We start from the raw sequence: 20,817 nt of genomic DNA, 5'->3' as shown, positions 1-20,817 counted from the left end.
TTTGCTGACGTCACCAGGTGCCACTCTCTCCACCCGAACCGTCGGGAACATTCGATGACAAGATTGAGTACATATCACAAGACAGAATACCGTTATCGGCAGCCGGTCTTGCTTGGGCCTCACCGGATGATGCTGCGCCCGCGTGAAGCGCGCGATCTGCGGCTGGTATCCCACGATCTCACCGTGACACCGCAGGCCACGATCAGTTGGGCGCACGACGTGGCGGGCAACGCGGTCGCAACAGCACAATTCAACGCGGCAACCGATCATCTGATTGTCGAAAGTCGCGCAACAGTTGAACTCACCGCATCGGTCTGGCCGGTTTTCGCCATTGCCGCCGAGGCTATCAACTACCCGTTCCTCTATTCCAACGACGACTGGACCGATCTCGGAGCGCTTGCCGCGCTGCAATTCCCAGACACGGAAGGCCGGCTGTCCCAATGGGTCGAGGGATTCGTCCTTCAGCGTCCGACGGACACGTTGTCCCTGCTGAAGGACATCGCCAATGGCGTTTCCGCCCGGATCGCCTATCAAAGCCGCGATATGGAGGGCACGCAAACGCCGCTGGAAACCCTCTCGCTCGGATCAGGATCATGTCGCGACTTCGCGGTCCTGTTCGCGGAAGCCGCGCGAATCCTCAGCTTGGGGGCCCGTATCGTCTCGGGCTACCTGTTCGATCCTGAAAAGCGTCTTGTCGGCCATGAAGGTGCAGGCTCCACCCATGCCTGGGCCGAAGTCTTTGTACCCGGCGCGGGTTGGGTCGCATTCGATCCCACCAACCAGAGCGTCGGGTCGAAAAATCTCATCCCCGTCGCCGTCGCCCGCGGCATTCACCAGGTCGTCCCCGTTGCCGGCAGTTTTTCGGGGCCCCGGAACGCTCTGTCAGGAATGTCGGTCGAGGTGTATCACACGGTACTTGATGAATGATCGGGCAACACCGCCCGGCTTTATACTCGGACGATGCGGCACATGGAGACCTCAGACCAAAGGCTCCCGCATCCTCCAACCGCGGTCGGCGCGGCCCTGGAGCATCCGCATTCAGATGAACCGGAATGCTCCAACACTTTGAAACCGTTAAACTTTCAGACCTTCAATCGCGCCCGATTGAAGATTTGCTGATCTCTGGAGGGCTCTAAATGTGAGCTTTCAACAGGTTGTCCATTCGGGGCTTTGCGAGGAGACTGGAGTTACGTTGCCTCGGAAAGCCTGACGCTCATCTCCAGTTCGACCAGGCCACCGCCGGGCAGGCTTGGCACACCGACCGCTGTTCTCACGTGTCGTCCGCGGTCACCAAATATTTCCAGAAGCAACTCGGACGCGGCATCCAGGACTTTCGAGTGCATGGTGAAGTCCGGGTGAGCGGCGACAAAGCCATTGACCTTGATACATTGTTCCACCAGATCCAGGCTGCCTGCGGCTGCTTTAACCACAGCCAAGCAGCGTAAAACACAAATACGCGCAGCTTCCTGCGCCAGGTCGAGCGGCTCATCTTTGGCAAGGCAACCGCCGATCACGCCATGCTCACCACGCGACAACTGCCCGGAAGTAAACAGCACATTTCCTTCAACGTGAAAGACCTCGTATAGACCATTGGCTTTTGGTGTTTCAGGCAGGCGCAAGCCCATTTCGGCCAGACGCTTTTCTATCTTTGACACGTCAATTTGCCTTTCCAAGTGAGGCGATTTTGCCGTCATCCAACGTGCAGGACCCGTGAATCCAACAGCGCCTGACCGCTTCGCCATCGCGCTCGAAACTTACCAGTATTTCCGAAGCCCGCCCCATGGCCTCCCCCTGGAATACACGAACGAGATCTGTGGGTACCGCCCGGCCCCAGTGCAGCAATCCAAACGCCAGAGCGGAAGCTGCTATGCCTGTTGCCGCATCCTCGGGGTAGCCAGAGGATTTTGGAAATTGCCGCGCGTGGACCACCCCTGCCTCATTGCCCATGGCAATTGGATAAAGACCGGTGGAGCCAATGATGTCGCAGACATTCTCAATGCGCGAAAAATCCGGATCAAGCGCATGCAACTGCTCCGGACGAGCAAGAGCTATCAGTGTTTTCACGCGGCTCGTGCGGGCATTGAGCAGCGTTGTCTCGCACAGTGCTCCCGGTTCAACACCCAGAACCTCACACACAAGCCGTTTATTCACTTCAGACACGACCGCGACGTCTCCAGCGGGCTGTGAAATGGAAATCGGACCTTCTGGCGGCACGATTGCATCGATCCGGCCGCTTAACGTTTCGATCGCGACTTCCGTATTTGCAATTCGGCCAGCGTCGCGCAGCAGCCACAAGGCACCGATTGTCGCGTGGCCGCACATTTCCATTTCGTGGTTCGGCACAAAATAACGGAAGTGAAAATCGCTACCGCCGGTCATATTCGATGAGACGACAAATCCGCTTTCATGGCCGCTTGCCTCCGCGATCATACGCATTTCCTCACCGGACATCTTTGACGCATCCAGAACAATAGGTGCGGGATTTCCTCCGGCTGCGGAGCACGGAAATACGCGTACGACGACCGCTGTCGGCATGATGCAATTCTCCAAGGATGATTATTTTTGTTAAGCGAGACGGCGACGATGGAGCGCGTTCATTCCAACCGCGCCAGCCCCCAGAACCGCACCGGCCAGTTGAATTTGCCACATTGGCCACAACACAAACCCCGCGGCGCACGCCAACAAAGCACGCGCGACGACACCAAGCCGATCTCTAGCCATGCCGGTAAAAGACATCGCAAAGAACACGATGATCGCTGTTCCGGCTACCGTCGCAACCATTGCGGCCTCCACTCCCCTGTCGAACAGCAGGCCGTGGAAGACAAACAATAGCGGCACGATATAGAGGCCTTTGCCGAGCACCATCGCCATAACGCCGGTTTTGGCAGGGTTGCCACCAGCGATGCCGGCTGCCGCAAAAGCCGCCAGACATACGGGTGGCGTCAATAATGAATCCTGACTCAGCCAGAAAATCGCCATATGCGCCGCAACAGGACTGATGCCCAGGGAAATGAGAGCCGGCGCACCGAAACTGGCGACAATTATATAAGACGCGGTAACTGGCAGGCCCATTCCCAAAAACAGGGAGATGATTGCAATAATGCCTATGATCAGCAGTGTATTCCCGTTGCCAAGAATGGCGAGCGACTGCGCCATTGCGACAACCAGTCCAGATGTCTCGACGCACACGACGATAATGCCCGCGCATATCAGCACGATCGCGGTCGGAATCATGGTTTGAACGGCTTCTTGAGCGATGGCCAGCCAACGTGTTGGCCAGAGCGGATATCTGGTCGCGAAACTGGCCACAACAACCGTCCCGCAAGCCCAGCCAGCCGCATACACAGGCGAATATCCCACCACCAGAAGTGCCACCAACAAAATGATCGGCATCAGGAAGGCGAGGCCCTCGGTCCACCGAACCGGCTCAAGCTCATCCAGAGTCTGCTCTGCGTTGAGCAGGCCATCCCGCTTGAGCGAGAGATGAATGTTCACTGAAATGGACAGAAAATAGAGGATGGCCGGAATAATCGAAATCAGTACCAGTTCGGTGTATGGGACGCCGATCCAGTCCGACATGATGAAGATGCCAGCACCCATGATGGGCGGCACGAGCTGCGAACCGGTAGACGCGGCGGCTTCAACGCCGCCAGCAAACTCCTTTGAAAGACCCGCGCGCTTCATTAGCGGAATTGTAATCGTTCCCGTGCCCGCAACATTCGCCACCGCACTGCCGCTCACAGTTCCCATCAGGGCACTGGAGAGCACAGCGACATGCGCCGACCCGCCGGGGACATGGCGCATCAGTCGAAGCGCACCGGATATCAGAAACTGCGTTGCCCCTGCAGCGCGCATAAGAGTGCTCAACAGCACGAACATGAAAATAATGGTGGCGGAAATAGTGGTCGTTGACCCGAGCAGCGCGCCATCCTGCCAAAACATGCGGAATGCCATGCGGTATTCCGAGAGCCCGCCAAAATAAAACAATCCCGGCATGTACTTGCCCAGATACATGACATAAGCGAGCAGCGTCAAGGCGATGACCGGAATGACCCAACCTGTCACCCGGCGTGTCAAATCCAGCACCAAAATCACGGCTGCCAGGGCAACCAGCTGATCGGCGAGCGTCAGTTCAAAGCGCTCAAAGACCGCATCTTCAAAAAGTAGAAAATAGATTCCAACCGCGAACCCGCACACGGCGAGCGCGATGTCTCTTATCCGCCTGAAATTCGTCGCATTACCGGCAATCGCAAACCCTGAATACCCGAGCCCAAGGACAATCGACAGATGCCAGGCGTTCAGGAATGTATCGGAGGTAATGAAGAACAGATTGCAGCCGATGTGCAGCGCAATGGCCGCCAATGCGAGAATATCCCAGGATTTTCTTAAAATAGTGATCATTGCCTCTCTCCCGTATTGAAGGCCGGACGCAAGCGCCCGGCCCCAAGCCCGCATTTTCCCGCGTTATCAAGGACGCAAGGCGTCGGGGACAGTCATGCCCTTTTCTTCGTAAAAGCGGATCGCTCCGGGGTGCAACGGAACCGGCAACCCATCCATTGCTGTCTCGAGATTGATTGCAGCGGCGGCAGAGTGTGCGGCCTTGAGCTGATCAAGGTTTTCAAACATCACTTTGGTGATTTCATAAACCGTGTCATCCGACAGGTCGGCGCTCACAGCCATGAAATTGGGTTGCTTGAGCGTCTCAACGGCATCGGTCTGGCCCTGATATGTACCAACCGGAATGATCGCCCGCGTAAACAACCCACCAGATGCCTCGCTGATTTTCTCAAGCTGCTCATCGGTAACCTTGAGGAGGCGCATGTCATCGCCGGATGTGACAAACAACTGCGACACAGACGGGGTCGGGATGCCACCAGATGCGCTCAGGCCTCCCAAACGGTTGTTCTGGAACGCCTCAGCCGCAGCGGCATATTTCATGTTTACCGGAAGGAAGTCGTGATTGACGTCCACACCGACCGCCCCGAGCACGATCCTCGATGTTCCTTCTGTACCGCTGTTGCGCGGCCCCACGGAAAACTGGGAACCCAGCTGTGTCAAATCGGAGAGATCGCCGGATTTGACTTTGTCCGCACGGATGACGAATTGCTCGTAATTTTGCCAGAGCGAGGCAATTGAGCGCAGATTGGTGACGGCCGGGCGGCCTTCTCTTGTCCCGGTGCCAGTAAAGCCGTCGCGACCATAAAGACCCATCATGATTGCCATGGGAGCTTCATTGCCACGCACCAAATCGACATTTTCAGCCGACCCCGCAGTGGTGATAGGTGAAAGGCGAATGCCCTTGTCCGCAAGCTTTTCTGTGACGATCGTGGCCAGTGCAACACCAACCGGGTAGTAGGAGCCGCCGGACGACGCTGTTGCCAAAGTGACATTGTCATCTGCTATCGTGGGTACGACAGAAAGTGCGCTGAACAGAATTGCAGCGGTAAAGAATTGTTTTTTAAGCATTAAATGCCTCCGTGTTAAACCTTCTCTCAGGTTACACGAGACAAAATCCAATGCTTTTGAATGCGGGCCAGATCAGTTTTGCTGGCGGGCCAAAGCGGATTTGGCGCGATATGAAGATGGCGTATCCCCGATTTCTCGTTGAAATCCGGTCGCAAAGTTTGCGGAATTGTCAATTCCGACCTGGAAGGCAATCTGCTGAATTGACCATCCTGTGTCACGCAACAGACGGGCTGCTTCCCGGTACCGTTCCGCCCGCACGAATTCCGCAAACGACCTACCCGTTCTCTTACGAAACAGACGGGTGAATTGGCGCCGGGAGATTTCAAGCTCCCCGGCGATTTGTTCGAGCGACAGCGGGTTTGCCAGATTTGCGCGAATACGATCAATAGCTTCACGAACAAGAACGGTACCATGTTCGTCCGGGTGCCCGAGCAATTGCGGCTCTGACATTTGCACTTTCATGAGACAATCTTCAGCCAGCAACAAAACCAAGCGGTTAGAATGGTTCAACGGGTCCGGTTCGGTTTCGTATTGCTTGCGCGCCAGAATTCTTGCCAAGCCCACGCCTGTCTTGCTCAAATTCCAGATTCCCGAGCGTTTGTGCTGCGAGAAATTGTCCCTGTGCGTGGATTTCAGGAAATCCTGCCATTCTGAGTTCACGTATACGGCGATGTGCTCCTGACGACTTCGATTGGCGCGCGTGTTGTGAGATAGCCCCGCCTCCACATAGTAGAAATAGCTGGGCTCAATCAGTCGGCGCGTCCCCATGACCTCGTCGTTGATGGTCATTGTCCCCGCCATCGGCAACAAAATCATGGCATGGTCGCGATGCGCATGCTGTTGCGTCTGATAGTCAGACGTGTCTGACCAGATGGATGTCGCCACATCTATATTTGCAAGATCAACCAAAAGCAGTTCTCGGAGCCAGTCCAGGGTACGGACTCATACTAACTATTCTCGCTGCAGGCGTCATCAAAACTTCTCAGGTGCCTGTTCGTCCCTCCTTTCGGCGCGTCAGCCAGTGCGGTGCGCCGGAAACACGATGTGCATGCAACCTTGCCGAAATTGACTGAATCGGCCCTGGAATTGTGGACGCCTTCCCTCCCTGATTTTGAGGCAGGGAGGTCATGATCGGCGAAGCCAACTTCAGTTACGAAGGCTGAACAGCCCATGCCGGCTGTCATGCATGGAAACGCATGACGATCGCTTATTGCAGCTTGTTGGGCAGCCAAAGCACGATATCGGGCACTAGATAAATCAACACCAGAAAAGTGAGAATAACGCCGACGAACGGGATAACGCCGTAGACGATTTCCTTGACGGGCACATCCCCAGCCACACCGCGCAGGATGAACAGGATGATCCCCACCGGGGGCGTAACCAGTCCCAGTTCTATCATGACCACCAGAAAGACGCCGAACCATAGCGGGTCGACGCCGATGGACATCATGATCGGGAACGTCACCGGCAATGTCATCAGCATCATCGAGATGGATTCGATGAACATGCCCAGAACCACATAGACCGCCGCAATGATCGCAACGACCAGCCATGGGGCCAGATCAGCGCCTTCGACGAGCCCGACGAGTGTTTTGGGAATGCGCAGGAAGTCGAAGACCCAACTCATGATGGCGGCGCCGACCACGATGAGCAGAAGAAACGAGGTGATGCGAACCGTCTCGATCGCTGTCAGGTACAGGCCGCGCCAGGACAGTGAGCGGCGGTAAAGAGCGATCACAAGAGACGCTGCCGCGCCAACGCCGCCAGCCTCGCTCGGCGTCGCAACGCCGGCATAGAGCGAGCCGAGCACGACCGCGATAACCAGCAGGAACGGAAGGATCGACAGAGAACCGCCGATTTTCTCTCCAATGCTATAGGCTTCGCCGCGCGGTGTTGCCCCCGGGCACACGAACGACCAGGCGGTGACGCAGGCCATAAAGCCGAGGCTCAGTATCAGACCTGGAATGACACCTGCAATAAACAGCTGGGGGACCGGCACGCCCACGTTGGTGCCGTAGATGATCATGGCGATGCTGGGCGGAATCAGAATGCCCAGCGTAGCCCCGGCGGCGACAACGCCATATGTCAGCCGCGTGCCATACCCCCGGGAGGTCATCTCGGGACAGGCGACCTTGCCCATGGTGGCCGCGGTTGCCAGACTTGAACCGGAGACGGCGGCAAAGACAGCGGATGCGCCAACCGTGGCGTGAGCGATGCCGCCCGGCGTACGCCCGAACCAGCGCGTTAATGCGTCGAAAAGTTCTTTGGTCACCCCGCTCCTTATGAGCAATGCCCCCATGAGCACGAACATCGGCACCGCCGTTAGCGTGAAGGTATTGACGCTGTTCCAGGACCGCTCGGCCAATAGCGACAATTGCGGGCTGGGCAGCAGAAACATCAGTCCGAGCAGACCTGCAATGCCGAGGGTGAGCGCGACACGGACGCCGATAATCAGAAGTACGAACAGTGTCGCGACCAGCATCAGTCCGATCACGACGAGCCCCGCACCCTTGGCGAAGGCGAACGCCAGTCCCACCGCGACGATGCTTGCCAGAAGGGCAAGAAACATGCGTGAGCCGTTCAGAACAAAGGCGGAGCAGACGGCAAAGGCGATAATGGCCACAGATCCGATATCGACCCTGAATTTATCGATGCGTACAGTGTCCGGCCCAAGCAGCAAAAGCGCGGTGAACAGCGCCAGAACGCTCAATACGATAATATTTTCCCTTAGTCGCGGCGCCGCGCTGATTCTGAAAATATCGGCGAGTATGGCCCAGAAGAAAGCCAGATAGCCCAGCGAGACAAAAAGTTCGGGAATCCATTGCTGTGTACCGAGCAATCCCCAGTCGCGGGTATCGTTGACATACTCCGCGTAGTTGAATGCCGCCATCTGCCAGCCGGCAAATATGACGAAAATCAAACCGAGCCAGTTGGCAAAAATTTCAAGGCGCTTCCGCCACTCATCAGAGACAGCGCCAATCAGCAGTTCGACCTGAACGTGAGCGCCCGCTTTTTGCGCCTGGGCCAATCCCATAAACGTCATGCCAACCAGCAAATAGGTCGCTATGTCCGTTCCCCAGTAGGTTGGCTCGTTGAGCACATATCTGGAGAAAATTTCGAAGCATACGATCGCGGTCATCACCAGCAGCGCCAACGCGCTGATCACACCTGTGACGGTGGTGACCAGATCTATCGATTTCACGATGCCGGAAGGCTTGCTCCGGCTGGAATCCCGATCCAATTCGCTCAAAACATCCCCCGCCGTTCAGACACCATCTGCTCCTTGAGGAACTATCAAACCAATGTTGCCATTGCAATGAATATATATGATTGTATTATCGCCTTATTGTTAGCATGGTAGACCATGCGCGATCGTGAAAATCAAGGGAGGAAAGACATGAAAGACAAGCAGAACAGCAATCGGCCAATGGGTCGCTTTGAAGCAGTTCGCCACGCATCCATAGCCGCCATAGCCGCAGTTACCTTTACCGGAGCTCTGCAATTCGGCGGGAGTGCCCATGCGCAGGAATTTGACCTGACCATGGGCATTCTATCGACGCCCAACTCGCTCTATCTGAAAATGATGAACCAGGTGCCCGAACGTTTTGAACGCGCGACGGGCGGCAAGGTGAAAGTCACCTTGAACGACTCGCTTGTCGGCGGCACCCAGATCACAGCGGCTGTGAAAGCCGGGCGCGTACCCATGTCGGGCGCGCTACATACTTATCTGGCCGCAGATGAGCCGCGGCTCGGCGTTTTCAACCTCCCCAATCTGATCAACAACATGGCGGAGTATTCCTATCTGGGTGAGTCGTTCTGGTTCGACGATGTCAAGCAATTGTGGGAGGAGAAATGGAATTCGGTGGTTCTCGCCGAAGGAGCCTGGTGCAGCCAGGCTCTGTTCTCCAAGGAGCCCATTCACACCCTGGAAGACTTCGTGGGCAAGAAAATCCGCGTCCACAATCCGCAAACCGCATCCTTGCTGGATGCGATTGGCGCCAAGCCGGCACCCTTGCCCTTGTCGGAAGTCCCCTCGGCGTTGCAACGAGGGGTGATCGACGGACTGTTCACGTCAACCTGTTACGGGAACGGGCAAGAATACTGGCGTGTGGCCCCCAATGTACAGAATTGGAAGATCGGACCGATCACCGGGTGGGTTGTGATTGTCAACAAGGACATTTGGGAAGAAATCCCCGAAGATCTGCGGACCGCAATTCGCGCCGAAATGGACGATCTTCAGCATGAAGCGCTCTACGACTTCTATGCAAACGTGGACACGGCTATCGATGAAATGCGAGAAAACGGCATTGAATTGTGGACCGCTCCCCAATCCGAAGTGGACCGTGTGACAGCCGAAGAATATTCGGCAGCGGCATACCAGTCCTTCTACGATCGCGCCGAGGAACTTGGGTTCGACGGTAAATCCTATGTGGAAAAGGCGCGCCGAGCCTTGGGCAAATAAAAAACACGAGCACCCGGCCAAGCCGCCGGGTGCTCCTCTACCTGTTCTGCCTTATGGCAATTACTTCAACAGCGAACGATCGGCCAACCTCTTGCTCCCGCTTACAGACCGAAGGTGAGCATATAGTCGAGGTTTTTGAACTGGTAGGTGCCGTGATTGGAGCCATCGCAATCGATGCCGCACGGCTTGAGGCTACCGAAGGAGGCGCTTCGGTGGAGAGCAGGCCGGAATTGATAACCGCCCTTGCCCATACCGTTTTGATATTGCGACCCCTCACCCACCGTCCGCAGAAATGGGGTAAAAAATCGCGGATCTATTTCGCGCCCGGCTTGTCCAGCCGTGCGATCCAGCCCTTCGTGGCAGCACTGAACGCGGGATAATTTTCCATCACCTTGGGATCGTGGCCGGGAATGATGTTCTCAACAGCACCTCCCAGCTTGCGCAGCTTGTTGTAACCTTCCAGAGCGTCGGAAACGCTGTCGCAAGACGGGAAAACCCGACCCTCTTCCATATGGTTATAATGATGCGTCGCGTCGGAGGCGAGTACGATCGGTCCCCGTCCGGTATTCACCCGCACGCATTGCAGCCCGCGGGCATGGCCGCCGACATGGTGCAGGCTAACGCCAGGGAACAACTCTTCGTCGCCATCGTGAAACACCACATCGCCGGCATAGACCTTTCGCACCAGCCCCACGACATGGTCCACGTCATACGGGTGATTGCCATGGGGATGGCACATGCAGCGCCCGGTAGCGAAGTTCATTTCGCTGTCCTGCAGATGGAACCGTGCATCGGGAAACAGATGGTTGTTGCCAGCATGGTCATAATGCATGTGCGTGATGATGATATCCTCGACCGCCCCGATATCGACCCCCGCCGCCGCAAGACCCTCGGCCACCGGTTTCACCAGCTCGCGTTTGCGGCGGGCGCCGCTGTCCTCGCAGAAACCGGTATCCACCACGATCGTGCGCTGGTCATTGCGAATGACCCACACGAAATAGTCCAGCGGCATCGGCAGGTCATGCAAATCACCACCGATAAAATTCTCCGATGCGTTGCGGGCATGGTGCCCGTAACGGATCGCCAGGACTTCGTAGACATCGCTCATCAATCTGTCTCTTCGGCTTGGTAAAGGCGCGAAGCCCCTACTCTTCCAATTCTTTAATGGCCTCGGCAGCGATGCGGAACCCGTCAACGCCGGCGGGAATTCCGCAATAGATCGCGACCTGAAGCAGGACTTCGCGGATTTCATCCTTGGAGACACCGTTTCTCAGGGCGCCTTTCACATGCATTTTCAGCTCGTGCGGACGGTTGAGCGCGCTGATCATCGCCAGATTGAGCATGCTGCGCGTCTTCCTGGAAAGCCCTTCGCGTCCCCACACCGTACCCCAGCAATATTCCGTGGTCAGTTCCTGCATGGGCATATTGAATTCGGTGGCGCTGGCCAGCGATTTTTCCACAAATTCCGCGCCGAGAACCGACTTGCGAATTTCCAGGCCCTTGTCGAATGTTTCCTTGTTCATCTTTGCTTCCTGCTGTTGGTTGGCTGGCCCGCCCCTTCATTGGCGCGGGACCTAGCGGAAATGCGGACGGATACAATCGACCCGGCCACATCGAATTCAGTTGCTCGGCCACTCGGCTGCGACGAGCGTAAGCTCCTCGGGAACACCGGTGCCGGTACCCGGCCCTGTCACGGAAGACATCAATCCGTGGACCATACCGGCAGAGCGAGCCGCCACGATCCCGGTCATTTCTCTCCCCCGGGAGATGAACCGGCGTCCGCGGCGCAATTGCGGACGATCGAGGCGGTGTCCGCCAGCGCCGCCATGCCGTCGATCTCCCGCAGGATCACGCCGGTCTTTTCCGCGCCGAGGCGCAGCCCGGCCGCGGCTTCAAAGCGGTGGCGGATCAGCGCCGCGTCCGCATAGGCGATGTTGTCCATGGCATGGCCGACCTCGCGGCCGTCATCCAGCGTCAGCGTTACGCGCGTCCCCTGCTTTTGCGGGAAGGCGGCATTGAGAGCCTCGTCGATCCGGAAGCTGGTCGCGTCCACAAGCCGCAGAATTTCCGGTTCCTTCAGCCGCGCATAATTGGCCTCGGCGATTTCGCCGCGCGCCAGCGCCGCGCCAACCCCGAACGCAATGCTCATCTTGGCCTGGAGAGGCGTGCGGAATGGCCCCATATGCGCGCAGCCCGGATAGTTGAGGGCGGCATCATAGGTATCGATCGCGACCCGGGTGATCCGATCGCTGGAGACCCCGGCTTTTTCCAGTGCCGCAACGGCCGCCTGACACGGAGATTGCGCGAAATTGCAGGCCGGCACCTGTTTGTTGAACACCGACAGGATTTCCGCGTCGCCCCCGGGAAACATCGTCACCGGGCTGTCGAGTTGCATGCGGGCATAGGCGGCCAACATCCCGGCGGGCCCTTCGACAATACTGGTCGAGCCGCGCGCGCCTGCTTCGGCCAGACGGATCGAACGGATGGCATTGCGTACGGCAAAGCCGGGGTGGAAATACATCTCGTCGGAGCCGGTATGCGGCCACTCGTTGAGACCCGCGGAGCAATTGCCGGCCAACGCCAAGGCGGCGCAGGTGGTTTCCTGGTCGAGACCAAGAGCCGCGGCTCCGGCAAGCGCCGCGGCATAGGGGCCTATCAGACCCGTGGGCCGGAACAGGCGCGCCACCTCGGGTGTCATCACCTTGCGCCCCAATCGCCCGCCAGCCTCGTATCCAAGGATTGCGGCCCGCAAAAACTCCGGACCGCTGATCGATCGCGTTTCCGCCAGCGCCAGCAAGGTCGGCCAGATTACCACTCCGAGATGGGCGATGCTGCCGGTGTGCATATCTTCGCGCACGAGGCCATGCCCGCGTACAGCATTGGCGAACGCGGCATCGTCCGGCGTCGTGACCTTCGCCTCACCAATGATAACGCTGTCGCCATAGGGCGCGGCGACACCGGCTGCCTGCCGGCTCCAGGGCAAGTCGGCCGCTTCCAGAGCACACGACAAGAAATCAACCAGACATAGCCGCGCTTTGGCGGCCAGCATGTCCGAGACATCCGCCACGCTGAAAGCCAGCGACTGGCGCACAACCTCTTCCAGAACCGTGGAGGAACTTCCGGTATCGGATTTGATGGCGGACATCTCGGACATTCCGGTTACCCCCTGATCTCGACGCCGGACCAATCCTCGATGAGCTTCACCATCGACGTGAAGTCGGAATCGGCGCCATATTTGGACTGGGTAATCGCCAGAATCTGCCGCACGAGCGCGCCGCCAACCATCGGGACGCCAAGAGTTTCAGATTCATCGACGCAAAGCCGGACGTCCTTGTAGGAAAGTCCGGTCGCAAAACCGAAATCGAAGGTTCCCGGCAGCACCGCCTTGGGGAACTTGTCCTGCGAGGCACTGTTGCGGCCCGAGCTCATGTTGATGATGTCGAGCATCACCTTGGCATCGACACCCGCTTTCACGCCCATTGCCATCGCCTCCCCGGTGAGAAAAACCGCGGCGGCGGCAAGCATGTTGTTGGCAAGCTTGACCACCTGCCCCAGCCCGGCTTCTTCACCGACATGAAAGGCCTTACCGAAATTGGCGATGACCGGCTTGACGGTCTCGAAGGTCGCGTTGGGGCATGACACCATCAGTGCCAGTGTGCCCTCGGTTGCTCCCTTGATGCCGCCGCTGACGGGGCAATCGACCCATTGTTTGCCGACCTTGGAGAGCCCTTCGGCAACCTCCTTGGCGGCGCTGGGGCCGGTCGTCGACACATCGAGCATGATGGTCGCACGCGATCCAGCCGCAATACCGTCTTCCCCCAGCGCCATATGCCGTACGATGTCAGGCTTGGGCAGGCTGGTGATGACGATGTCGGTCCTGTCGGCGACATCCCTGGGCGATGCAGCCTTTTCGGCGCCAGCTTCCACCAGTGCATCCATGGCCACATCGTTTACGTCGAGAACAACCAGCTCATACCCCGCGGCCAGAAGCCGGCGCGACATTGGCGCGCCCATGCGCCCCAGACCGATGAAACCAATTTTCTGTTTTTGCATAATTCCCTCTGCTCTTTGGGTTCGACGCCTGAAACCTTCCCGGTCCTATGGCCCCGTAATGGTCATCCCGGCGTCGATTTTCAGGGTTACCCCGGTAATTGCCACTGCCTCATCGGAAGCAAGGAACACTGCGGCGTGACCGATGTCTTCCGCCGATGGCAGCCGTTTGAGGACTGATTTCTGCTCGCGGTTTTTCCAGCCGCTCTCATCGATAACGGAGTTGGCGCCCGGTGTCGGTACGGATCCCGGCGCCACCGCATTGACCCGAATTCCGTATGCACCGAGTTCTGCCGCCTGTTGCCGGGTCAACGCATCGATCGCGCCTTTGATGGATGTGTAGATCGACGCATTCGGGATCGACATCGAGACGGCGATTGAAGACAGGTTGATGATTGCCCCGCCGCCGCGCGCCTTCAAATGGGGCGTCGCTGCCTGCAAGCACCAATAGGTGCCCTTGAGGCCGACATTGAGCATTCGATCGACGATTTCCGGATTGAAATCGACCATCTGCGCATAGTGAAAAACCACCGCATTGTTGACGAGAATATCGAGCCCGCCAGCATCGCGGACGAATTGATCGAGCTTGGCTTTGACATCGTCACGGTCAGAAACATCGCAGACGACAGGCACGACATCCAGCCCGTTCGCGGCGGCCGCTGCCTCGGCCAAAAGCTCCTGGTTGATGTCGGCCAGAGCGACCTTTGCGCCCTCCCGCGCCATGGCAAAAGCAATGGCGCGGCCAATCCCGCCTCCGGCACCGGTTACGAATGCGATTTTGCCTGACAAGCGGCCCATTGGTTTCTCCTGACTCTCAACGCCGGGCTACGGCGTCACCTGATTTATTGTTACTACAATAATATGATAATACAATATTTGATTGGCAGTCCGAGCCGATCAATGCACCGCCGCGTACATGATCTTTTCCTCATCGGCTTCTTCAGCGGAAAATTCCTCGACCACGCGGCCTTGCCGCGCCACCAGAATACGATCCGAGATGCTCAAGATTTCCGGGAGATAAGAAGAGATCACCACCACAGCCAATCCCTGATTGGCCAGGTCCTTGATCACCTCGTGAATTTCCGCGATCGCGCCAACATCGACCCCGCGCGTGGGCTCGTCGAAGATGATGATGCGCGGATTCTGAACGAGCGCTTTTGCGATGACGATCTTTTGCTGATTGCCCCCCGAAAGCTCGAGAACGCGCGCGTCATTGTCTATGGAGCGTACGGAAAGGGTTTTCGACCAATGCGCCGCATTCTCGTTCATCTTGCGGCGATTGACGAACCATGACCGGTGCTTGCTGGCGGCCATGGCGCCGATATCGATGCTTTCGGCAATCGACATGGTTTCGAAAATGCCCTCGACTTTCCGGTCCTCGGTAACATAGGCAATCCCGTCTTTCACCGCAGGACTTGGCGTTCGGTACCGAATAGCCTTGCCCAGAAGATTTATGATGCCGCCATGGAAGAAATTCCGCTTCACGACACCGGAAACGACCTTGAAAGACTCGGTTCGGCCCGACCCGATAAGACCAAACACGCCGGTGATCTGTCCGGCGTAGACCGAAAACGAGGTATTGTGGACCATGCGGCCCATTGAGAGGTTTTGAACGCTGAGGATCTTCTCGCCGTAGGGCCGCGCCCGCCGCTTGCCCTCCTGATCGTAAAGCTGACTGGAAAGATCGCGGCCGACCATATCGCGGATGATTTTCGCCCGGTCGAAATTCGTGGCGATGTCGGTCTCGACATGCTCACCGTCACGCAGCACGGTGATCGTATCTGAGACAGCCAATGCCTCCTCCAGTGCATGCGAGATGAATATGATCGCCACACCGCGCTCTTTCAGCCGATCGAGCAGATCGAAAAAATGCTGCTTTTCTTCAGGAGTCAGCGTTGCGGTCGGTTCGTCGAAGATGATCATACGCGCGTTCTTGCGCACAGCTCTGGCAATCTCGACCATCTGCCGCTGCGCGGAACCCAGCGTCGACACCAGCGCTCCCGGATCAACGGGAAAATTGAGAGACTGCAGCAACTGTTGGGCCGAGATGTAGAGGCCGCGCAACCTGTTGAAAATCTTCTCGTCTCCGAGGAAAAGATTTTGCGCGACCGTCAGCGATGGCACCAGGCTCGTTTCCTGGAACACCATTGCTATTCCGCTGCGCAAGGCATCGCCCGGTGACGAAAAACCGATAGGTTCTCCGTCCAGCAGAATTTCGCCGCGCGTGGGGTGAACCGCGCCCGCAATCATCTTGGTCAGCGTGGACTTGCCGGCACCGTTTTCCCCCAAAATCGAATGCACCCGACCGGCTTCGAAAGTAAGCGAGACATTCTGAATCGCGGGAATACCTCTGTATTCCTTGGTGAGATCCTTGACTTCCAGAAGAGGCCTGGTCACGACGTTCCCTCCATGCCTGAATGCGGGACGGGCATGGTACAAAGGACGTCATTGCCGCGGCTTGCGATAAACACGTCGCCATCAAGTTCGCAGGCGCTGACAATGCCGTGCCGTTTCCCGTCCGCACGACTATGAAAAGAGTGTGTTGGCGTCAGGTTCGAATCCAGCAAAATCAGCAGCCCATAGGATCGCGTTGGGGCCCAGGCCTTGTGGACGCCATGAACCTTGACCGCACCGCCCTGCATAGGCTCGGTAAATGCCTTCCCGGCACGAAGTGTCGGGGCAATCCAGTGTTCACTGGAAAGCTCACGGAGCATTCGATTGCGATAGGTATCCTCTCGCAACACGAATTCCGTCAACTGCCCGCGCGGCGCGAATACGCTCAGCCAGGCGCCACCATTGGCCGCCGGGGCAAGGCGCCCCGGGTAACCCGGCAGATCGGCAAGAGTGAAAGCTTGCGCATGCTTCTCGCCGTCGATGCGCAAGGACAACAGCCGGTGGTTCCAGCTTTCGGCAACAACGAGCTTGTCCCCCCGCACCAGGATACCATTGGGAAAAGCAAGATTACCCGCGAGCTTACGCGCCTTTTTGTCCTTTAGGCCGACTTGCCAGAGAGAACCGCTCGACCGCTTCTCCATGAGGTCACGCTGCCAGTCCGGCGCGCTGTTGTGGCCGGACCCCAGACATACGAACAATTCATCCTCGCCACTGAATGCCAGTGCGGTGACGCAATTTACCGGCTGCGTATCGAAGACATCCAGCACCACGCCGTCATGTGCTCCGCCGACGATCCGGATGCCGGTTCCATCAACTCCGACCGCCAACGCACCCTCGGGAGATGCGTCCAGCGCGGTAATTTCCGCACTGAAACGGTCAAAGGGTTCAGCGCTGATTTTGTTCCCGGGCCTATCAAGAAAATACAAATCGCTTCCACTGGAAAAAAACACTTTCCCTTTCGCGGCAACCAGGTTGTCCGGTGCCGCGATCGAGCCAATGGCCGACAGTTCGTCAAGCGCTTCGTTGGGCCTTAACACTCCGTCCATGGGCGGAACCGTTGCGGCTTGCCTTCGCGAAAACAGGCGGCTCAGCAAGGTGCTCATGCTTTCCCCCAATAGCTCGCCGGGCCTGTCCAGTTCGGATCCCCGGACTTGAGTTTGAGGCTGCCAATGCGGTTGTTGAAGATGCCGCCGATATACAGGCGCCCTTTGTGTTCGCGCATCGAAGTGATCATCGGATGGTTCTCACCGGACTTGTCCCAAAGGCTTTCGATGATCTGCCCGTCTTCGGTGAAGCGAACAATGCAACCGGTATTGAGGTTGGGATAGAGCCACTCGTCATTGGAGATTTCCTGGGACATCCTCTTGCGGAAGCCGGGCACGCGCAAAGCCAGGTCAAGAGCGGGCGACCGCATACCCATCAGCGCCAGCCAGTATGTGCCGTCGCTGGCGCGGTTGATATTGTCCGGGTAGCCGGGCAGGTTCTCGACGACCCGCTCGATTTTCCCCGCCTTGGGCCCTTCGATCCAATAGCGGCTGATGCGGCAGGCCCAGCTTTCGGCAAACAGAATGGATTGGCCGTCGAAGCTTAGGGTAATGCCGTTCGGGAATGTCAGCCCCCGCGCCACGGTTCGCGTGATGTCACGCTTCGGATCGTAACAAACGATGCGCCCGCTTGCCCGGCTCTCCAGCGCATCGGAGGGCCACGAGCTCATATCGAAGCGAATGGTTGCCTCGCTGAAGAAGATGCGTCCGTCCGGCGCGATGTCGCAATCATCCGTCAGGCGCAATCTTGAGTCATCGATTATCGCAAAAAGCGAGCGGTTGGTTTCATCCGTCAGTTTTTCCACATTGGCGGACTGGTCCACCCGATAAAGCCCCATACCGCCAACGCAAACGACGATCCGGTCCTTGTCGTCGACCGCCATGCCCAGCGGATGACCGCCAATATGCGCGAACACCCGGCCCGTGTCATAGTCCGGCGCATCGAAGCGCATGATGTTACCGCGCCGGTCACCGCAAAAGAGGTTGTCGGAGCTGTCGAAGACGATGTCTTCAGCGCCATCGACCTGATCGAGACCGATTACCTCGACATCGCCGAGCCGGTCATTCGAAGCGTAGGGACTATCGGCCTCCTGCGCTGTTGACGGCGCCGCCGGCAAGTCAAAATATGTCGGCGACATGTAAACGCGTGACAGGACCTTGTCCTGGTTCTTGACCCAGCGCACGTTGAAACCAATCGCGGCCAGCAGGATCAGACCGAGCACCAACTGCCCCGCTCCACTCAGCAGGCCGGCCTGCACGACACCCAGACTGATGATTTGGACAATCATCGTGCCGATGACGGCCTTGACCACCGACCCCCGGCCGCCGCCGAGGCTGATGCCCCCGACAATCACCGCCGTCAGCGCCAGAACTTCCAGGCCAACGCCAGGATAGGATCCGCCATTTCCAAGGCGGGCGGCATAGAAAAACGCGGAAACACCGACGAAGCTCCCGCAGATGACATAACTGATGCACACAGTACGGTTCAGTGAAATGCCGGCATTGTGGGCAGAGCGGCGCGAGCCGCCGACCGCCATGATGTGCCACCCGAGCCTGGTGCGGCTCAAAACCATATGCATGGCCACCGCCATGACAAGAAAGAGCGCCAGGCTGGTCGGCATACCCAGAACACTGCCATCGCCGATAAAGTACCAGAAGTCGTCGTCGTAATATCCCGCCGAAATGGTCAGCGCATATTTCAGAAGGATCGTATCCACCAGCGCGCGCAAACCGATCAGCATGACCAGGGTGGTCAGAAAGGCGCGCAGCTTGAAGTAGCCTACCAAGATGCCATTGATCAGGCCGATGAAGGAGCAGGTCGCGACCACGGCGACAAAAACAACCGGTACCGGCAGTCCAAATACATTCGTCAATGCCAGGGCGAGTATGTTGCCAAGGGCGAAGTTCGAACCGACGCTGAGATCGATGCCGCCGCCGACGACCACAAACATCATGCCAATGACAACAAAGCCGAGTTCGCCAATCTGCCGCGTGCCGTCCATGACGTTGCCGTGCAGGAAGAAATTGGGAACCGTGCTGCCGAAATAGGCGACGACCAGCAAAAGGATCGTCGCCGGCACGATATTGTCGATCCAGGGCTTGGACAGCAATTCGCCAAATATATGCGTGGGTATCCACTTGTACCGGAAGCGGACAAGTGCTTCGCCCGTACTTCCCTTCGGGTCGGCACTCGCGACATTTCCTGCTTCGGTTGCAGCGTTTGCGGCAGATTCATTCATGATGGAGATGGCCCAGTGCACTCAAGAAAACATTTTGTTGGCGAGGGCGGATGAAACGCTCACCCGCCCGCCAAACAGACAGGACCTATTCGAAGTCGGCCATTGTCCAGCAGGACGATGCCGTAATGTTGTCCTTGGTCAGAATCTCCGCCGGTGTCGGCAGAAGGAAGGTCTTCATGTCGGCCGGAAGTTCCGACTGCAGAAGGATCTTGATGACCGAATTGATGTCGGCTGCCATGCGGCGGACGTCGTAGTTGATGTAAGCGCTGTAGGTGCCGTCCATGAGCTTGTCGCAAGCCGCTTCCTTGGCGCCGCCACCGGAGGTGACAACATAGACCGGCTCAGCGAGATTGGCTTCCTTGACCGCCGCGCCGGCACCGATATCCATGCCGTCCCAGAAGCCGATAACGCCGCAAAGATCGGGGTTCTGCTGCAGAACGGTCTGGGTGATTTCATGCGCCTTGCTGGCGTCCCAGTTCGCGGACTGGTTTGAAACCACTTCGATCTCGGGGTGTTCGTTGAGCACGCTCATCACGCCATAGAGCTGGTAGGCGCTCGCCGCGGAGGTCAGGATGCCCTGCATGATCGAAACCTTGCCCGAGCGGCCGGATCCGGCACCGCATTTTTCAACGATGTACTTGGCTTCCTCGACACCGTTCTGCTGCCAGTCTTCACCGATATAGTGGGTCGGGAAAACGGACTTCAGATTGACGGCAACCAGGTGAATACCCGCGGCCTGCGCCTTCTTGAGAATACGCGCATAGGACTGAAGATCGGGGTTCATATAGACAATGATGTCGGGCTTTTCATTGATAAGCTGGTTCATGGCCTGGGAGCCGACATCGGTGTTCCAGTTCGGATCACGCGTGATGATTTCGTAGCCCAGTTCGTCAGCCTGGTTCTGCATGCCTGCAAGCCAGCCCTGCGCCAGATCAAAGCTCATCGAAAACGGCACATAGCCGACTTTCTTGCCCTTGAACGTGTCGAAGTAGGGTTGAAGGGTCGGATCATTGAGCCCGTCCTGGGCGTTTGCGGTACCAGTGGACAAAACCGCCGCCGAGACCGTAACAGCTGCCGCAAGACCCAGTTTTGCGGACCGACCGCAGAGTTCCCGGACTTTGTTTTTCCAATATCGTTTCATAGTTTCCTCCTGCTTCACTTT

The 20,817-nt window shown here is 57.7% G+C and carries 18 protein-coding genes; 2 read left to right on the top strand and 16 right to left on the bottom strand.

Going from position 1 to position 20,817, the window contains the following annotated elements; genetic code table 11:
- Window positions 1–54 precede the first annotated feature (54 nt).
- Complete coding sequence (locus CLV41_RS20480) at window positions 55–927, top strand: transglutaminase family protein (protein ID WP_103224288.1); 873 nt, start codon at window positions 55–57, stop codon at window positions 925–927.
- A 260-nt stretch (window positions 928–1,187) separates the two neighbouring features.
- Here the strand turns inward: CLV41_RS20480 and CLV41_RS20475 are convergent, their stop codons facing one another.
- The 6 genes from CLV41_RS20475 to CLV41_RS20450 all read right to left on the bottom strand — a co-directional run bounded on the left by CLV41_RS20475 (window position 1,188) and on the right by CLV41_RS20450 (window position 8,620).
- The gene (locus CLV41_RS20475; protein WP_170107267.1) at window positions 1,188–1,655 is read right to left on the bottom strand and encodes a RidA family protein; all 468 of its coding nucleotides are present in this window, start codon (window positions 1,653–1,655) and stop codon (window positions 1,188–1,190) included.
- 1 nt (window position 1,656) lies between these two features.
- Entirely contained in the window at window positions 1,657–2,535 is an 879-nt protein-coding gene (locus CLV41_RS20470) for a PhzF family phenazine biosynthesis protein (protein WP_103224286.1), read from the bottom strand.
- Between the two features lie 30 nt (window positions 2,536–2,565).
- Window positions 2,566–4,401 (bottom strand): TRAP transporter permease, encoded by a 1,836-nt coding sequence (locus CLV41_RS20465; RefSeq protein ID WP_170107266.1) that lies wholly within the window; start codon window positions 4,399–4,401, stop codon window positions 2,566–2,568.
- Between the two features lie 66 nt (window positions 4,402–4,467).
- Complete coding sequence (locus CLV41_RS20460; RefSeq protein WP_103224284.1) at window positions 4,468–5,466, bottom strand: TAXI family TRAP transporter solute-binding subunit; 999 nt, start codon at window positions 5,464–5,466, stop codon at window positions 4,468–4,470.
- 72 nt (window positions 5,467–5,538) lie between these two features.
- Window positions 5,539–6,375, bottom strand: coding sequence for an AraC family transcriptional regulator (locus CLV41_RS20455; RefSeq protein ID WP_146048615.1), 837 nt, complete (start codon window positions 6,373–6,375; stop codon window positions 5,539–5,541).
- A gap of 298 nt (window positions 6,376–6,673) precedes the next feature.
- Window positions 6,674–8,620 carry a TRAP transporter large permease gene (locus CLV41_RS20450; protein WP_146048614.1) on the bottom strand — a complete coding sequence of 649 codons (1,947 nt, stop codon included), beginning with the start codon at window positions 8,618–8,620 and terminating at the stop codon, window positions 6,674–6,676.
- 243 nt (window positions 8,621–8,863) lie between these two features.
- Here CLV41_RS20450 and dctP point away from each other — a divergent pair, with 243 nt between their 5' ends.
- A complete protein-coding gene (dctP, locus tag CLV41_RS20445) occupies window positions 8,864–9,928 on the top strand; it encodes a TRAP transporter substrate-binding protein DctP (RefSeq protein WP_170107265.1) in 1,065 nt (354 codons plus the stop codon).
- A gap of 313 nt (window positions 9,929–10,241) precedes the next feature.
- On the opposite strand, the gene CLV41_RS20440 is transcribed toward dctP, so the two are convergent.
- The 10 genes from CLV41_RS20440 to CLV41_RS20400 form a co-directional block, all read right to left on the bottom strand.
- Window positions 10,242–11,036: an N-acyl homoserine lactonase family protein gene (locus CLV41_RS20440; RefSeq protein WP_103224280.1), complete on the bottom strand. Its 795-nt coding sequence runs from the start codon at window positions 11,034–11,036 to the stop codon at window positions 10,242–10,244.
- A gap of 37 nt (window positions 11,037–11,073) precedes the next feature.
- Window positions 11,074–11,451 (bottom strand): carboxymuconolactone decarboxylase family protein, encoded by a 378-nt coding sequence (locus CLV41_RS20435; RefSeq protein WP_103224279.1) that lies wholly within the window; start codon window positions 11,449–11,451, stop codon window positions 11,074–11,076.
- Window positions 11,452–11,547: 96 nt separating this feature from the next.
- Window positions 11,548–11,679, bottom strand: coding sequence for a hypothetical protein (locus CLV41_RS28305; protein WP_268952698.1), 132 nt, complete (start codon window positions 11,677–11,679; stop codon window positions 11,548–11,550).
- A complete protein-coding gene (locus CLV41_RS20430; protein ID WP_103224278.1) occupies window positions 11,676–13,082 on the bottom strand; it encodes an MmgE/PrpD family protein in 1,407 nt (468 codons plus the stop codon). Before CLV41_RS20430 ends, CLV41_RS28305 begins: the two co-directional genes overlap by 4 nt.
- Window positions 13,083–13,087: 5 nt before the next feature.
- The gene (locus tag CLV41_RS20425; protein ID WP_103224277.1) at window positions 13,088–13,981 is read right to left on the bottom strand and encodes an NAD(P)-dependent oxidoreductase; all 894 of its coding nucleotides are present in this window, start codon (window positions 13,979–13,981) and stop codon (window positions 13,088–13,090) included.
- A 45-nt stretch (window positions 13,982–14,026) separates the two neighbouring features.
- Window positions 14,027–14,776 carry an SDR family NAD(P)-dependent oxidoreductase gene (locus tag CLV41_RS20420; RefSeq protein WP_103224276.1) on the bottom strand — a complete coding sequence of 250 codons (750 nt, stop codon included), beginning with the start codon at window positions 14,774–14,776 and terminating at the stop codon, window positions 14,027–14,029.
- Between the two features lie 99 nt (window positions 14,777–14,875).
- Window positions 14,876–16,375, bottom strand: a complete 1,500-nt coding sequence (locus CLV41_RS20415) for a sugar ABC transporter ATP-binding protein (protein WP_103224275.1) — start codon at window positions 16,373–16,375, stop codon at window positions 14,876–14,878.
- Entirely contained in the window at window positions 16,372–17,475 is a 1,104-nt protein-coding gene (locus CLV41_RS20410; protein ID WP_103224274.1) for an SMP-30/gluconolactonase/LRE family protein, read from the bottom strand. The genes CLV41_RS20415 and CLV41_RS20410 overlap by 4 nt, the downstream gene beginning before the upstream one ends.
- The gene (locus tag CLV41_RS20405; RefSeq protein ID WP_103224273.1) at window positions 17,472–19,655 is read right to left on the bottom strand and encodes an ABC transporter permease; all 2,184 of its coding nucleotides are present in this window, start codon (window positions 19,653–19,655) and stop codon (window positions 17,472–17,474) included. The genes CLV41_RS20410 and CLV41_RS20405 overlap by 4 nt, the downstream gene beginning before the upstream one ends.
- An 85-nt stretch (window positions 19,656–19,740) precedes the next feature.
- Window positions 19,741–20,796 (bottom strand): sugar ABC transporter substrate-binding protein, encoded by a 1,056-nt coding sequence (locus CLV41_RS20400; protein WP_103224272.1) that lies wholly within the window; start codon window positions 20,794–20,796, stop codon window positions 19,741–19,743.
- Window positions 20,797–20,817 lie beyond the last annotated feature (21 nt).

Origin of the sequence: Roseibium marinum (genome assembly GCF_002906165.1) — a bacterium.
Lineage (GTDB): Bacteria > Pseudomonadota > Alphaproteobacteria > Rhizobiales > Stappiaceae > Roseibium > Roseibium marinum.
Note: the sequence above shows the minus strand (reverse complement) of the source record. Positions and strands in the feature narration are given on the sequence as shown.

What these genes read in the sequence shown, in the direction of transcription:
- CLV41_RS20480 (WP_103224288.1), top strand. Translation starts at nt 55, where the DNA reads ATGACAAGATTGAGTACATATCACAAGACAGAATACCGTTATCGGCAG.
- CLV41_RS20470 (WP_103224286.1), bottom strand. Translation starts at nt 2,535, where the DNA reads ATGCCGACAGCGGTCGTCGTACGCGTATTTCCGTGCTCCGCAGCCGGA.
- CLV41_RS20465 (WP_170107266.1), bottom strand. Translation starts at nt 4,401, where the DNA reads ATGATCACTATTTTAAGAAAATCCTGGGATATTCTCGCATTGGCGGCC.
- CLV41_RS20460 (WP_103224284.1), bottom strand. Translation starts at nt 5,466, where the DNA reads ATGCTTAAAAAACAATTCTTTACCGCTGCAATTCTGTTCAGCGCACTT.
- dctP (WP_170107265.1), top strand. Translation starts at nt 8,864, where the DNA reads ATGAAAGACAAGCAGAACAGCAATCGGCCAATGGGTCGCTTTGAAGCA.
- CLV41_RS20440 (WP_103224280.1), bottom strand. Translation starts at nt 11,036, where the DNA reads ATGAGCGATGTCTACGAAGTCCTGGCGATCCGTTACGGGCACCATGCC.
- CLV41_RS20435 (WP_103224279.1), bottom strand. Translation starts at nt 11,451, where the DNA reads ATGAACAAGGAAACATTCGACAAGGGCCTGGAAATTCGCAAGTCGGTT.
- CLV41_RS28305 (WP_268952698.1), bottom strand. Translation starts at nt 11,679, where the DNA reads ATGACCGGGATCGTGGCGGCTCGCTCTGCCGGTATGGTCCACGGATTG.
- CLV41_RS20430 (WP_103224278.1), bottom strand. Translation starts at nt 13,082, where the DNA reads ATGTCCGAGATGTCCGCCATCAAATCCGATACCGGAAGTTCCTCCACG.
- CLV41_RS20425 (WP_103224277.1), bottom strand. Translation starts at nt 13,981, where the DNA reads ATGCAAAAACAGAAAATTGGTTTCATCGGTCTGGGGCGCATGGGCGCG.
- CLV41_RS20420 (WP_103224276.1), bottom strand. Translation starts at nt 14,776, where the DNA reads ATGGGCCGCTTGTCAGGCAAAATCGCATTCGTAACCGGTGCCGGAGGC.
- CLV41_RS20410 (WP_103224274.1), bottom strand. Translation starts at nt 17,475, where the DNA reads ATGAGCACCTTGCTGAGCCGCCTGTTTTCGCGAAGGCAAGCCGCAACG.
- CLV41_RS20405 (WP_103224273.1), bottom strand. Translation starts at nt 19,655, where the DNA reads ATGAATGAATCTGCCGCAAACGCTGCAACCGAAGCAGGAAATGTCGCG.
- CLV41_RS20400 (WP_103224272.1), bottom strand. Translation starts at nt 20,796, where the DNA reads ATGAAACGATATTGGAAAAACAAAGTCCGGGAACTCTGCGGTCGGTCC.